The organism is Salipiger marinus (assembly GCF_900100085.1).
GTDB classification, from domain to species: domain Bacteria; phylum Pseudomonadota; class Alphaproteobacteria; order Rhodobacterales; family Rhodobacteraceae; genus Salipiger; species Salipiger marinus.
On the sequence record NZ_FNEJ01000037.1, the window covers coordinates 14118 to 27181 of the forward strand.

Genomic DNA, 13064 nt, shown 5'->3' on the forward strand with positions numbered 1-13064 from the left:
TGTGCACAAGTGCACGATCGAACGCTTTAGGCGCTGGCCGCAGGCCAAAGCTCAGGCCTGAAGGGCGTTGGCGATGCGCAGGGTGCGCCGTGTAAAGCCGGTCAGCTCGCTCGGGTCGATCTGATCCGGCGTTGCGTCAGTCATGTCCTCTCCATGATGATACTGGCTCGTGTAGCCGTTGATCTGGTCCATCTCGTCATAGAGCGCCTGTGCGGGATGCGTGGCACCGCCCTCGCGTATCTTCCGTACCATGTCGCCCAACCAATCATTCGCGAGGAAGCTGCCGGGATAGGTTGTGCGGCAATGGGTTTCGAGGACGACACGCATTTTGCGGACAATATCCAGCAAGCCGCCCGCGCCGGTCGTCAGATAGGTTTGGAGGTCGTCAATGTCTGTGGCCGTCCGACCCCGGCAGGCGTGTTCCAGGTCCACCGGCATGATCTTTGAGCCCTGAGCCCGGTGATCGGCAATCGTCAGAGCGATGCGATCGGCCGCCGGCGATTTATCCCAGACCTGCTTGAGGAAGGTGGCATCATGCGAAAGCACGATTACCTGGGCGCATGCCCCCGCCACCTTCATGATCTCATGCACGGTCTGCCGGCGACGGAAAGCGTCCTGGCTATTGAAGGGATCGTCAAAGACGACGAGCTTGCCGGCCGCCGCCGGATCACGTTCCAGATGGGCAAGGAAAAAGGCGAGGGCGAGGGTGGTGCGATCGCCGGCGCTGAGAGTGTTCTTGAAACTCGGCCGATCTCCCGGTGTCTTGCTGTCGCCAAGGTCCACAGCCGTCTCATTGATGACGAGCTGATAGCTCGATGTGGCCACGCCTCCCGGGTAGGCGTGCTTGGTCTCGGTGATGGTGAACCCGGCGTTGAACGCGGCCAGATAGTCGTTGATGCGCCGCTCGTAGGGCTTCACCACGGTTTTGGTGTGTGCGTCGAGCTGCTTTCTGACCGCCTCCTTGCGCGCCTCGATGGTCTCCTTTTCGCCGGAGAGCTTCGTATAGGTGGCGCAAAGATCGGACACGTCCGCGCGGTGGCGAGTCTGGATTGCGGTCAGACGGGCCAGCTCGGCCTCGGCGGCCTTGAGGTCGCCTGCATCGGCAGCCGCCTTCTTGTCGGCAATGACGGCATTCGCGGTGCGGATTGCGGTATTCGCGGTCGCGATGGCGGCGGTGGCGCTGTCATAGGCCCCGCGAGCGGCCGTGAAGCCTTCATCCGGCGTGATCGGTTCGAGCGGCACGGCCGCTTTGCGATCGAGAAGCCCTATGGCTGCAACGGCCAGCGTGCGGATCGCCTCCACCGCCTCGGCCGGCAAGGTGAGGGCAGGGGTCTCGATCGTGCAGTATTTCTGCCAGAACTCGACATTTCCGTTGTTCTGCTCCGCGACGGTGCCAAGGCGGGCCAGGGCGGCATCGCCCATGTCCCGCGCGATACTGGCTTTCATGCTGGCGATCTCTTCAGCCAGGGCCTTGTATCGCTCGCTGAACACCGCCCGGAACGCGGCGATCAGCGGAAGGCCCCGAATATCCTGGCCGCAGAAGGGGCAGGTATCATCGGCATGTCCGAGGCCGTCCGCGATCCAGTTTCCGCCACTGGCCGTCATGCCATGCGCGGCCAGGTGCGCCGACAGCCTTCGCTCCGCATCCTGCGCAATGTCGTCGATGGTGCGGGTCAACAGATCGGATAAATCAGCCGGCAGGGCCGGAATGACAAATTCCGAAAGGGAAGGACGGGCACGTAGTGCCCCGGCCTGCCGGAGCGCGTCCACGGCGCGTGCTTGCGCCGCGATCTGCGCCGCAATGTCGGCCGTCTCCGGCAGGGCAATGAAGGTGTCGATCTTCATGCCAGCCGGCACATGTGGCTGAACCGCCTTGCCCGCCGTGCTGATCTCGCCAGTCTTGGCCCGGCTTTCCGCAGCCAGTTCGGCATCCTGCCCGGCGAGCGTCACGCCGGCATCGCCCACGATGACACGATAGAGGTTGCGCTTGTGCTCGATGTCCACGACCTCGCCGGAATGGACGTTCTCCGCGACAAACACGCCGTCGAAGATGGCGATTTCCGGCTTGGTCGCATTCCACGCGGTGCCGTCGAAGCGGGCTTGCCCGCCTTCCAGCAGCAACTCGATCGCCGGCGCATCCGTCGCGCCAAGGGTCTTGCGGCCAAGAATATGGGCAGGATCGCCGGTTTGCAGGGAGCGCAGGACGGCGCAGAGCGTTGTCTTGCCGTAGCCATTCGCTCCGGCGATGAAGGTGTGTTTGGCAAGCTGCGGATTGCCGGTGGCGGCCGAGTTTCGGAACCGGCCGACGTTCTTAATCGCGATGATCTTTTTGAGCATTGTTCCCCCCCGATTTATCGAGACTGCTTCGACCACCCGGCAAATGTCGGTAGAGCGTTGCCGGGGAGACTTTCAGCCGTTTGGCCACTTCGTCCACTGTAATCGCGGGATCGCCCAGCATGGCTTTCGCCGCAGCCAAGTCTGCGGGAGAGAGGGCAGGGGGCCTGCCGCCGGTGCGGCCACGGTCGCGCGCGGCCTTCAGGCCGGCGCGGGTGCGCTCGCGGATCACGGAACGCTCGAACTCGGCCAGTGCCCCGAAGATGTGAAAAACGAGCTTGCCCCCGGCGGTCGTGGTGTCGATTGCCTCGGTCAAGGATCGGAAGCCGATGCCCTGGGCCTCAAGCCGGGCGACGGTCTCGATGAGCTGGGGCAGGGAGCGGGCCAGGCGGTCGAGCTTCCAGACCACAAGGCTATCGCCTTCGCGCATGTAGGACAGGGCGGCAGTCAGATCAGGCCGCTCTCGCTGCGCGCCGGATGCCTTCTCGACGAATATCTTTTCACAGCCCGCCGCCTTGAGCGCGTCGGACTGCAAGTTGGGATTCTGGTCCTGTGTCGAGACGCGGGCATAGCCGACAAGCATGCAAAACCTCTTAAAACTCATCTCACTACTAGGAAAATGAGAGATAAATTTCAAGAGATAGTTTTGAGAGACATGGGCGCTCGTGGCGGCGGGACCGGTGGCCGTCCGTCACACTTCTCTCATAAACGACCGTTTTTGCGATACATGGCTGGCTAGAGCTAACCCCTCAGGGCTTGATAAGATTCGGGAATCCCAAACGGATTTCTTTTTGCTAGAGTCGTGACAGGCGGCATCGTGAGTAGGGGAGCACAAGTTTCCCCGCGCCGCCGCCAGGAAGAACAAGGGCAGGAGCGCAGTAATGGCAACAGGAACGGAGAACAGGCAGGCTGTTTTTAGCTGGCTGAATACATTTCTGCGCGATCTTGGCTTTCAGTTCTCCCGATCTGGCTTCAAAGGCGGCAACAACATCGGAAACCATGTCGTCGATGAGGCGACAGGATTTTGGGGAAACCCGCAGTACTCCGGCAATAAGCCACCCCGGCTGCTTCTCCATGTTGATGTCACCGGTGCCGCAGCGGTTGCCCGTTTGCCGGCCGAGCTACAGGAAATCGGTATCGGCGGCTCGAACACCGCCCAAGGCGACAAAGCGGGGCTGGCTGTTCGCATCCTGCCGCTGATTCAGACCGGCGAGGGTGCCTTCCGCCGTTCTGATGATTTCGAAGCCAATCTGATCTTCGTTTTTCACGGACCACTTGCGGCCGGATCGTCCTCGGATGCCTTCTCCTTCAATCCGGAAACGGGCGTGCTTTCCCGCAGCATTGACCGCGCGCCGCACCCGGAAGTGTATATATTCGCCGCGCTGCTGGGCCTGCGGCCGCGCACTGACGCGTTTCCGGTCGAAGTCAACGGAGCACAGCGCACCGTGACCTATGGCGAGGCCCTCGATGCGATTAGTGCCGCGCTGCACGTGCGCCCGAAGGATGGGGCTCTCGGGCTGGTTCCCATCTATGATCTGAGCGATGACGCAACGGCCGAACAGCTGAAAGCGGATATTGAAGCCGCTTGGGCGGCGGCGGGGCCATTGCCGGAACCTGCGGCAAATGGCGCAGAGGATGAAGCGGAAGCCGTCGAAGAGCTTGATTTTGCGAACATCGACATCCCGGTAAACCCGGACCTGCTCGGCATTGACGCGTCTGTGTATCGCCAGATCAACGCCATGCTGCGGTCGGGCAAACAGCACATCATGCTCTACGGCCCGCCCGGCACGGGCAAGACTTCGCTGGCCCGATGGATCGCCAGCAGCCTGCCGGGCGGTCAATGGACACTTGTCACGGGTTCCTCAGACTGGAGTTCGCAGGACATCATCGGAGGCTACCAACCCATCGGCGGCGGCGATGTGGATTTCGTGCCAGGGATTCTGCTGCGCTCCTTCGACCAGCCATTGATCATCGATGAGATGAACCGTTGCGACATCGACAAGGTGATCGGTCCACTTTTTACGGTGCTTTCAGGGCAGCAAACCACGCTGCCCTACCGAACAGACCTGAGCGACAAAGACAGTCATCCCTACGTTATCCTGCCCCGCCCCAAGGCGGGGGCGGCCGCACATGAATTTGCGCCCGGTCCGGCCTGGCGGCTGATCGCGACGATCAACTCTATCGATAAGGCATCGCTCTACCAGATGTCCTATGCGCTGAGCCGCCGTTTCGGCTGGGTCTATGTTGATGCCCCGACTGATCTTGCCGGATTCATCGCGACCTATTTGGCGACACTCGATGCCGCACAGGTCGCGCCGCCGGCGGGCGCGGTTTGTCCGCTGGCAGATGTGTGGCACGCGATCAACGCTGCGCGCGTTATCGGCCCGGCTCCGATCATCGATGCAATCAAGGCAATCCGCGAGATTGCCCCCGGTGCCACCTTCTTCGGGCCGGCTGATCCGGCGATGCGCGCTGCCGCCCTCGATGCGATTGACATGGTGTTGCTGCCGATGCTGGACGGCATCGTGCTTCAGGATGCCCGTAATATTGCTGACGCTGTGATCGCGGCTTTTGCGATCACAGGGACCGATGCCGACCGGGTGGCACGCCGGCTGGAAGGCGTGGCGATCTGATGAGTCTGGATGCAGCGATTGTCGATCACACGGCGGGGCTGCTGCTGAGATATTTCCGCAGCGGCGCTGCTATCGAAGGTGCCGCTCCGCGCCTCGATCAGCGCCGGGATGTCGATATCCTGAAGGGGCACTGGGCGGTTTCGGCACCGGTCCGGCAGCTGACGGCCTACCTGCTTGCGCATCCCCATGAAACGCAGGCTTTGCTGTCCTATCGGGAACGAGTGGATGACGCAGTGGCGCGGGGCCGCCTCGACGCGCGGCGCACCTGGTTCTATCGGCAGCAGTCCGGCATCCCCTCGGCGCTGGTCACGCATGAGCCGGTCCGGAGCTTCAATACCGGGCCGAATCTGCTGCTGGCTTGGGTGCTGCGCGAGGCCGCGTCCTATACGGCGCGGCTTTTCAGCTGGCAGGGCACCACATCTCCTTACCTGCCGACAATTGAAAAGGCACAGGCGGACATTCGCAGCGTACAGAAGATCGATGCGCTGCGCGAACCGCTACGGGCGGTTTCGCTGGGACATCGCCCCAATGCGGCCTCGGTCCGCGACGCTGCGCGGTCACGGCGACAAGTCTATCGACTTGCGGTAGATGCCTACCGACTGTTGCAGGGGTTGGAACGCGGGGAGGCGGATGCGATGGACCGTGTTGCCCGGTCAGCGCTGATCGCGCCACTGGAAGACTGGCGACGGTTTGAACTGGCAGTGGGGCTGAGTATCGGCGAGGCGCTTGCCCAAGCGACAGGGGGGTCGCTGCATTTGCACCTGCTGGGCGCGAAGTCCTCCGGACCTATCGTGACGGCCGGAAGGTTTGCAATCTATTGGCAGCAAATCACCGGGTATCATCAGCCGCCGCCACTCGAACCTTCAGAACTGCGCGTGCGGGCGGTCTTGCAAGCCTACGGGATCAATACTGGCACGGAACGGCCCGACCTGATCGTGGTGGACCGCGATCAGGATGCGGTCGCGGCAGTCGTCGAAGTCAAATACATCGCCGGCGACACGGCAACGACGCGCTTCCGAGAAGCGGTCGATCAGGTTGTACGGTATGGCCGAAGCTATGCGCCGACAGGCGCGACAGCGCCATTGCTCTCGCGCTCTCTTGTCGCGCTCTCCCGCCATGCGCCGGCGCGGATCGATCCCGATGCGCCGGCACCCTTCAGTGTCGATTTCGAAGCGCTCAAACAGCCGCACGGGCTCGACGCTTGGGCTTTGGCTCTGCTTGCTCTTCCGTGACGCGCGGCGGGCGCTTGGCCCCGCCATCGGCGAAGAGCGGTGTATCAGCATCATCGACAGGGACGGCACAGGGTGGGGCAATCTCGTAGCTTGCTGGGCGGTCTTTGAGCAGCGGCACCGGACTCGGCTGAAAGCGAGCCAGTGCGCCGTCCAGATATTCTTCGGACATTTCGCAGCAAACCCATCGGCGACCAAGCACTTCTGCAACGGCACCGGTCACGCACGAACCGCCGAACGGGTCGAGCACGACATCGCCGGGCTCTGTCAGGAACCGGATAAAATATTCGGGCAACTGAGGCGGGAAACGGGCCGGGTGGATCGGGATGTTGTTGTCCCGGCAATACTCCTGATAGCGGCTCGTTGATTCCGTATTGGCGATGGCGAGCAGGTTTGGCGGGACAGAGCCCCCGTTATCCTTCTGGAACTTAGAAGAAATGTCGTGCCCAGATGGACGCAGCTTCGCGACATAACCATTGCGCAGCAGGTCCTGCATCGACTTGCTGTAGGGCGCGAGAACGCGGCGGTTGTTGGCCTTCGGGAAGGGCGTTTTCGACAACCACCAGACAGTATTTACAGCGTCCTTCACCCGCACCCGCCGCACGTTTACCCACTCGGCAGGGGTCGGCAGTTTTGCCGGATTCCACCAATAGTGCTCCTGGCACAGGTGGAATCCGTATTCTTCGACAAGCATCACCAGCAGCTTGAAGTGATAGAGGCTCCGCGTCGGCTGTCCCGGAATCCAGGCCCCGCCGATGTCGATGACCAGACTGCCGTCATCTTTCAGGGCACGCTTGAAGCCCTCGGCGAAAGGGCGGAACCAGTTGCAATACTCGTCGGCATCTTCGTTGCCGTAACTCTTCTTGCGCACCAGCCCAAAGGGCGGACTCGTCATGATGAGGTCCACGCTGTCCGGTTTGGCCCCGTTAAACAAATATGCACGGGAATCGCCCCAGATCATTTCGCCAAGGCGGGTCTTGTGGAAGGATCGGATCAGGCGCTTGGGGTAGCGGGCCTTGAAGTCTTCCGCCGCTGTCGCCTGAACGGTCTCCCCGACACGCTGGTTGTGCAAAAAGCGGATGTACTCGCTGACATTGGCAAAGCCGAGATCGGCAGCCACGTCATCAAATGTCGCGCGCTCTTCGGCGGTAAGCCTGACGTTAATATTTGAATTTCTTGGCTTATTCGCCTTCGGCCGACCCATATCGCCTCACTGATTTGAACACGATAACAGCCTAGCTCATGGCTTTTCGTGTTACAAGAACAAAGAGAGCTTTTTTGTTTTACAGAAACCTCGTCGTCGGGGATGTGGAGGACACGCCAGCCGGCGAAAGCCACCCGAGGCATGATGCCTCGACATGCGGAAGTGGGCGGCTATGCGCCGTCCGCGATCTCCAGCATCACGTCGATGTAAGCGACGGGGCCGCCGGCAGCCTCGATGATGGCAGTGGAAAGCGCGTGTCGGTACGTGCCCTCCGGCGCGATGGGCAGCGGCACGGGGCTCTCGACGCTGATCCGCGCCATGTCATGCAGCCAGGGGTGATAGGTGATTTCCAGCTCGATGCCGTTCCAGTCCATGCGGTGATATTCGGTGTTCTTCATTTTGACGGTCCTCCTGTTGGTGATCTCGATGTGCCCAGGGAATCCGCCGCGCGTCGGAGCCTGAGCCGTCACCGCCGTTTGCGGTGGGAAACAGGAAACACGGGAGCGCCAGCGAAGGAGCGGGCCTCCTGTTGACGGGCAGGCGCGCGCGGCCCCTGCCGGGCGCAAAAGATCGAGACACCCACATGGGGCCGTTCACAAGAAAAACGCCGATCCCCGAAGGGACCGGCGCTTGCGGCGGAAACCGCGATCAGGCTTACGCGGCGCGGCGTAGTGGTGTGGGCAGCCAGCCCGTGCCGCTGATTTCACGCTCGGCCCGTTCAGCCAGCTCGGATTTGGTGAGCTTCAGCCAGGCGGGGGCAGGGGGTTGGTCCCGCGCCTCGGTCAGGTCCTCGATGATCTGCGCTTTGCTGATGCGACCGAAGTAGTTGGCGGCCAGCGGCGTGAACCAGTCGTTCATATCCAGGGTTGTAGCCCGTGCGAGCTGTTGCCCGTGCTGAAGGCGCGGGCTGCCGTCGCGGTCGTTCTTCGTCTTCACGAGGTTGATACAGCACGCGGTACAGAAGGCCAGGAGGGACAACAGCGTGTCCTGCGTCGCCTCAAGGCACCAGGGCCAGAGGTCTTCCGCATTGCCCGGCAGGCGATCGCCCCACTGACAGCGGGTCTGCGCCAGCGCCTGCATCGCGGCGCTCTCGGTCGCCTTGTCCAGCTTGGTCATGCCGAGATTGATTTGCAGGGCCGTTTCTCCGTGCCGCTCGAAGAACACCTGCAAGACCATCGCATGCACCACGGCGGCCAGCGCCACATCTGGCTGGTCCTTCACCTCGGCCGAGAGGGCGGCGGATTTCTGGGTCGTCAGATCCTCTAGCAGTGCAGCGGAGAGGGCCGGGGCTGGCTCGTCCCCTGCTTCGGCGGCAGGTTGCGCCTTCGGCTGGGGCTTCGGTTCATCCTCGCGGCGGATCAGGCCACGCTCTACCGCGAGCTTGCCGTCATACCCGATGCTGACGATGGCCCCGCCGATCGAGAGGGTTTCCGGATCGAAAACCTCGCGCCGGCTGTCATTGATCGCCTCGATCTGGTCGGCAATCTCGTCCATGCGCGCGGGACGATCGTGATCATCGCTGTCGAGCCAAGCGGATTCCAGTGCATCATACTCGGTTTCAAGCGCGGCCAGCGCGTGCGCCTGATCTTCGGACAGCGGGGACAGGGACGGGTGCCGGCGCTGATAGGCGGTGCGGTCGGTCGTGTCGAAGACGGTATGCGCCTCTACCCATTTCCAGCCCTCCTTGCGGACGGTCGCCACGCCACGCGCGAGCTTGTCCGCCACGAGCTGGTCGAGCAGGGCCACATCCTCGATGAACACACCGGCCTCACCTTCGCTGAAGAGGTCACGGCGGATCGTGCCACCGGCCTTCTGATAGCCTTTCAGGGTCACGCATTGCACCCGGCGATCCTCGGCCGATACCTCATGTTCGGTGAGTGCCGCGCGGATGGCACGGGCATTTGTCCACGGGGTCATGCCGTCGAAGACGGTTTTCTGCGCCGTCTTGTCGTCGGTGACAGCGAAGGCCATGACCTGATCGAGGGTCAGCTTGTCGCGGCGGTAGGCCGCCAGGATGGACGCATGCACGCGCGCGAGCTTGAGACGTTGCCGGACCACGGTTTCCGTGGTGCTGAAGCGGGTAGCCACGTCCGCGATGGCCGCGCCACCATCGATCAGGGTGCGGAAGGCCGCGAACTGGTCGGCCGGGTGCATGCTGTCGCGCATCACGTTCTCGACGAGACTGATTTCAGCGGGATCGATGGTGCCGGCGTGAACGACACAGGGCACGGGATGATCCTGCGGAATGTCGCCAGCCTGCGCGAGGTGCTGAAGCGCTTTCAGGCGCTGTGCACCGGCAATGACGGCGTGGCCGTTTTCGTCAGGACAGACGACCAGGTTCTGCCAGAGGCCGTGTTCACGGATGGATGTCGCCAGTTCCGCGATGAAGGCTTTGCTGCGGGACTTGCGGACGTTGCCGGACCAGACATGTAGTTGGTCGAGCGGGATGTGAGTGAGTGTTGTCATGGTATTTTCCTTTTCGTTTCTTGTTGTTGGGAGACGGGAGAGGGGGCGCTCATGCGCCCGCCTCGTCGTCGCCGGCCTTCGGCGGCAGGAGGATGATCTTGCCATCCAGCGGTGTCAGATCGATCTGCACGGTGAAGCCGTCGCCGTTCTGATGTGGCCAGGCTGCGCCGATGCGGGTCCAGTAGGCTTTGCCGCCGGCTTTCCCTTCGCGGACGTGCCAGGCCACCAGTGCCGGCGCTTTGGTTTCGGATTTTTTGGTCATGTTTTTCTCCTTGGTTTGCATCGCCCCCATCGGGCGTGCCCTCGGAGGGCCAGGCGCAAAGGCGCGGCGTCAGACAGGAAAATTGGGGGGACCGGCAAGGGAACCGGCTGCAAGGCAGTGCCGGGGGAGCCGAGGCTTCCTGTTGACGGCACAAGCGCCCGCGCATGGCAGAGGGCTCGACACTGACCGATGGGGATGCAAACGGATCACAAGGAGAGAGTGTGACCGCCCCCGAAACCGTAGGCGGCATTGGATTTGTGCCTGTATTGTTCTATGGAGAAGGCGGCAGCGGCAAAGCCGCCCGCCAAAATTGGCAATTATAGGAACAGCGGAACGGAGCGCACCGATGCGCGCGCGGCGGCGGCAGGATGAAGAGCGGATGAAGGCGCGGGCGCGCCAGGTCATGGCGCTATGGGCGCATGGCCTCTCTGCCGATGCGCCGTCACCCCGTGCGATCGGAAAGGTTGCCTCGACACACGGCCGCCCCTGCTCCTGCTGGCTGTGCCGGAGCCGCAAGGATGTCCCGCCCAAGCGGGAACGGGGTTTCACCCTCCACGAGTGATCAGGCGAGGGCCGCTTCGACCGGTTCGATAAACTGCCGGGTCGGCACGCCCAGAATCTTCGCGATCTCCACCAGTTCCACGACTTCCACCCGCCGCTCGCCAAGTTCGATCTTGGCGACGAAGGACTGCGAACGCCCAAGGCGCTCTGCCAGGTCCTGCTGTGTCAGGCCACTGTCCCTGCGCGCGGCGACCAGTGCCTGCATCAGGGCGATATGGCCCTCTGTGCGTAGGCTTTTGGTCACGGCCGCCCCAAGAGGAAGAATATCTCTTGGTCTTAATCCTGTTTTGGACTAATCCGATTTTGGACTTACCGCGTCACGCGGCATTGCGCGACGCTACGGCCGGCAGGGTGCGCATCATGAATGATTTCAACCAGCAGTATCGGGACGGCTTGATGGGCCGGGATTTTTCCGGCGACAATTTTTACGACCGGGAAATGCACCGCCAAGGGCGGGAGAAACGCTTCTCCGTCAATGGTGCGGGCTCGCCCGCAAGCGGCGGCGGCGGCGGCGGGATTTTCGCGCTCGTCGCGCTCGTTCTGGGTGCGCTGGCGGCTCCCTTCGCGGTCATTCTCGCGGCCATCGCCCATCCGGTGCTGGCCTACCGGCTGCGGCGGCGCGGTACCGGGGCTGACGCGGGAGATGTGCTTCGGTCTGCAATAATCACCGCTTTCGCCGTCATCGCCGTCCATGCGGTCATCCTCGTCTATCCCCAGCTCAGTGCCATTCCCGGCGACGATCCTGTAGCTGATAATCTGCTCTGGTTCGTTCTGGTCACCGAAGCTTTGGCGTGGGTGGTGGCAGGTTTTACCCTGCACCGCCTGTTGGGCGGCAGCTTTCGACTGGCCGCGACGGACGCGGCGCTGGCCTTCATCCTGCCCGCCACGCTGATGGGCGCTTTGCTCGCCTCTGGCTATACTGTCGGTACGCCGCCCTCAAAAATCTCGTTGGGATCACTGCTCTGGGGCACTGGCCTCTCGGCCGGCATCGTCGCCTTTAACATCGGCCTGCTCTATGCGCTCATCGTCAAGTTTGTCTTTCGCCGTCCCTTCGGCACGGCGGTCGTGACTGCCTTCGCGACAAGCTTCGCCGCAGGTATCCTGTCCGGTGTCATCGTGTATTTTTCTCAGGACAATCCCGCCCAGATCATCTCGCTGGTGCTCGCCATTGCGCTGTGCCGGACCATCCTTCGGTGGGAAGGTGCGCCCACAAAGTGGTGGCATCGTTTGCCGGCAGCGATCATTCTCGGCAGTGCCAGTTGGTTTGCGGCTTTGAGCTGGATCGACACGAATATGAGAATTTAACCTGCATTATATTTGCCTGAGGGGACCGCGATGAAAAATCTACGCGTGGTGGCGCTCGCCGCCCTCCTGGCCGGGGGCTGCCATGCGGCCGCTGCCGATACGCCGCTTATCGAGAACGAAGCGGGGTTTGTCGCGCGCTGTCAGGCCGGGGGCGGTTTCGACTGTGCCGTCAAATGGCGGTGGGCAGGCCATGCCGGGCCGATGGCCGAAGCGCTGCTGGCGCTTTCGGACGGTTCAGAATGGTCTCCGGCGGCGGCAGACTCCCTGGGTGATCTCACCGTCACCCTGTCAGGGCAGGACCGCATTGCGTTTCGCTGGCAAAAGCAGGGATCGGAAGGCCACTATGACCTGATCACGGCTTTGCGGCTGCGCGGTGTCACCCTCGAACCGCTCGGCTGCCCGGAGTATCCGATGTATTCGATGGGACAGGAAAAGGTCATGATCGCCCGCGCCGAAGGGCGCACGCCCTTCGTGCTGACGGTCTACAGCCGCGCCGCGCCCATGAGCGCCGAGGTTGGGGCCTATGAGGTCGATGCGGATTTTAGCGGCACGGTGCCGGACCAAGCTGCGCTTACGGCCGGAAACTATCCCGGTGGCGGGGGCCGTGCCTTTGCCGTGGAGTCGACCGGCTGGACAGCGGATTGCCCTGATCCGGGCTTCTGACGACAGCAGCGGTCAAGGCGTATTAGCGGTGGGCAATGTCCTGCTCCATCAGCATGCGGATGTAGCGGGTGAAGGGGATACCTTGTGCCTTCGCCTTGGTTTTCACGGCATCCAGGAGCGGCTGCGGCACGCGCAGGTTCACCTGTGCGCCCTTCTTCGCGAACTCGAACGATGCCGGCTTGAAGCCCGACAGATCGTAGTCCGTCAGGTCGGCCTGATCGACAAAGCGCTCGGCTTCTTCATCCGTCTTGAAGGACGGGAAGGGCTTAGGGGTCTTTTCGTTGCTCATAGTGATCCACCTCCTTCTGGTGCATGTAACGGGCACTGATCGGGCGGATCAGCGTGTCCTCGTCCTTCGTCCGGAAGGTGAAGACGATAAACAGATAGCGGCCAACGGCATTGCGCCC

12 protein-coding genes are annotated in these 13064 nt (G+C 62.6%); 4 read left to right on the forward strand and 8 right to left on the reverse strand.

The genetic code is table 11. The features are described 5' to 3' along the window. Positions 1 to 51: 51 nt before the first annotated feature. Positions 52 to 2337, reverse strand: a complete 2286-nt coding sequence (locus BLR51_RS25055; RefSeq protein ID WP_089852101.1) for an AAA family ATPase — start codon at positions 2335 to 2337, stop codon at positions 52 to 54. Beyond that, a complete protein-coding gene (locus BLR51_RS25060; RefSeq protein WP_089852103.1) occupies positions 2312 to 2917 on the reverse strand; it encodes a recombinase family protein in 606 nt (201 codons plus the stop codon). Before BLR51_RS25060 ends, BLR51_RS25055 begins: the two co-directional genes overlap by 26 nt. A 298-nt stretch (positions 2918 to 3215) precedes the next feature. Between BLR51_RS25060 and BLR51_RS25065 the strand changes: the two genes are divergently transcribed. Both BLR51_RS25065 and BLR51_RS25070 read left to right on the forward strand, forming a co-directional pair. After that, positions 3216 to 4967, forward strand: coding sequence for an AAA family ATPase (locus tag BLR51_RS25065; RefSeq protein ID WP_089852105.1), 1752 nt, complete (start codon positions 3216 to 3218; stop codon positions 4965 to 4967). Next, entirely contained in the window at positions 4967 to 6199 is a 1233-nt protein-coding gene (locus BLR51_RS25070; RefSeq protein WP_089852107.1) for a hypothetical protein, read from the forward strand. The genes BLR51_RS25065 and BLR51_RS25070 overlap by 1 nt, the downstream gene beginning before the upstream one ends. Here BLR51_RS25070 and BLR51_RS25075 read toward each other — a convergent pair. From BLR51_RS25075 to BLR51_RS25100, 5 genes are all read right to left on the reverse strand, one after another. Further along, positions 6144 to 7400 (reverse strand): DNA-methyltransferase, encoded by a 1257-nt coding sequence (locus BLR51_RS25075; RefSeq protein WP_207543695.1) that lies wholly within the window; start codon positions 7398 to 7400, stop codon positions 6144 to 6146. The two genes, BLR51_RS25070 and BLR51_RS25075, sit on opposite strands and share 56 nt — an antisense overlap. A gap of 170 nt (positions 7401 to 7570) precedes the next feature. Beyond that, positions 7571 to 7798: a hypothetical protein gene (locus BLR51_RS25080; protein ID WP_089852109.1), complete on the reverse strand. Its 228-nt coding sequence runs from the start codon at positions 7796 to 7798 to the stop codon at positions 7571 to 7573. 256 nt (positions 7799 to 8054) lie between these two features. Beyond that, positions 8055 to 9971 carry a ParB/RepB/Spo0J family partition protein gene (locus BLR51_RS25085; RefSeq protein ID WP_089852111.1) on the reverse strand — a complete coding sequence of 639 codons (1917 nt, stop codon included), beginning with the start codon at positions 9969 to 9971 and terminating at the stop codon, positions 8055 to 8057. Beyond that, the gene (locus BLR51_RS25090) at positions 9916 to 10128 is read right to left on the reverse strand and encodes a hypothetical protein (protein ID WP_089852126.1); all 213 of its coding nucleotides are present in this window, start codon (positions 10126 to 10128) and stop codon (positions 9916 to 9918) included. Before BLR51_RS25090 ends, BLR51_RS25085 begins: the two co-directional genes overlap by 56 nt. A gap of 562 nt (positions 10129 to 10690) precedes the next feature. Then, the gene (locus BLR51_RS25100) at positions 10691 to 10933 is read right to left on the reverse strand and encodes a helix-turn-helix domain-containing protein (protein WP_207543696.1); all 243 of its coding nucleotides are present in this window, start codon (positions 10931 to 10933) and stop codon (positions 10691 to 10693) included. Between the two features lie 116 nt (positions 10934 to 11049). Here BLR51_RS25100 and BLR51_RS25105 point away from each other — a divergent pair, with 116 nt between their 5' ends. Both BLR51_RS25105 and BLR51_RS25110 read left to right on the forward strand, forming a co-directional pair. Further along, entirely contained in the window at positions 11050 to 11994 is a 945-nt protein-coding gene (locus BLR51_RS25105) for a hypothetical protein (protein WP_131821883.1), read from the forward strand. Between the two features lie 30 nt (positions 11995 to 12024). After that, on the forward strand, positions 12025 to 12657 hold the full coding sequence (locus tag BLR51_RS25110; RefSeq protein WP_089852119.1) for a hypothetical protein: 633 nt from the start codon (positions 12025 to 12027) through the stop codon (positions 12655 to 12657). Positions 12658 to 12679: 22 nt separating this feature from the next. On the opposite strand, the gene BLR51_RS25115 is transcribed toward BLR51_RS25110, so the two are convergent. Next, positions 12680 to 12946 (reverse strand): CopG family antitoxin, encoded by a 267-nt coding sequence (locus BLR51_RS25115; RefSeq protein WP_089852121.1) that lies wholly within the window; start codon positions 12944 to 12946, stop codon positions 12680 to 12682. Between the last annotated feature and the right edge of the window lie 118 nt (positions 12947 to 13064).

Bases quoted from the DNA above. Each gene is read 5' to 3' on its own strand.
- BLR51_RS25065 (WP_089852105.1), top strand. From the start codon at position 3,216: ATGGCAACAGGAACGGAGAACAGGCAGGCTGTTTTTAGCTGGCTGAAT.
- BLR51_RS25115 (WP_089852121.1), bottom strand. From the start codon at position 12,946: ATGAGCAACGAAAAGACCCCTAAGCCCTTCCCGTCCTTCAAGACGGAT.
- BLR51_RS25075 (WP_207543695.1), bottom strand. From the start codon at position 7,400: ATGGGTCGGCCGAAGGCGAATAAGCCAAGAAATTCAAATATTAACGTC.
- BLR51_RS25080 (WP_089852109.1), bottom strand. From the start codon at position 7,798: ATGAAGAACACCGAATATCACCGCATGGACTGGAACGGCATCGAGCTG.
- BLR51_RS25105 (WP_131821883.1), top strand. From the start codon at position 11,050: ATGAATGATTTCAACCAGCAGTATCGGGACGGCTTGATGGGCCGGGAT.
- BLR51_RS25070 (WP_089852107.1), top strand. From the start codon at position 4,967: ATGAGTCTGGATGCAGCGATTGTCGATCACACGGCGGGGCTGCTGCTG.
- BLR51_RS25085 (WP_089852111.1), bottom strand. From the start codon at position 9,971: ATGGCAAGATCATCCTCCTGCCGCCGAAGGCCGGCGACGACGAGGCGG.
- BLR51_RS25055 (WP_089852101.1), bottom strand. From the start codon at position 2,337: ATGCTCAAAAAGATCATCGCGATTAAGAACGTCGGCCGGTTCCGAAAC.
- BLR51_RS25110 (WP_089852119.1), top strand. From the start codon at position 12,025: ATGAAAAATCTACGCGTGGTGGCGCTCGCCGCCCTCCTGGCCGGGGGC.
- BLR51_RS25060 (WP_089852103.1), bottom strand. From the start codon at position 2,917: ATGCTTGTCGGCTATGCCCGCGTCTCGACACAGGACCAGAATCCCAAC.
- BLR51_RS25090 (WP_089852126.1), bottom strand. From the start codon at position 10,128: ATGACCAAAAAATCCGAAACCAAAGCGCCGGCACTGGTGGCCTGGCAC.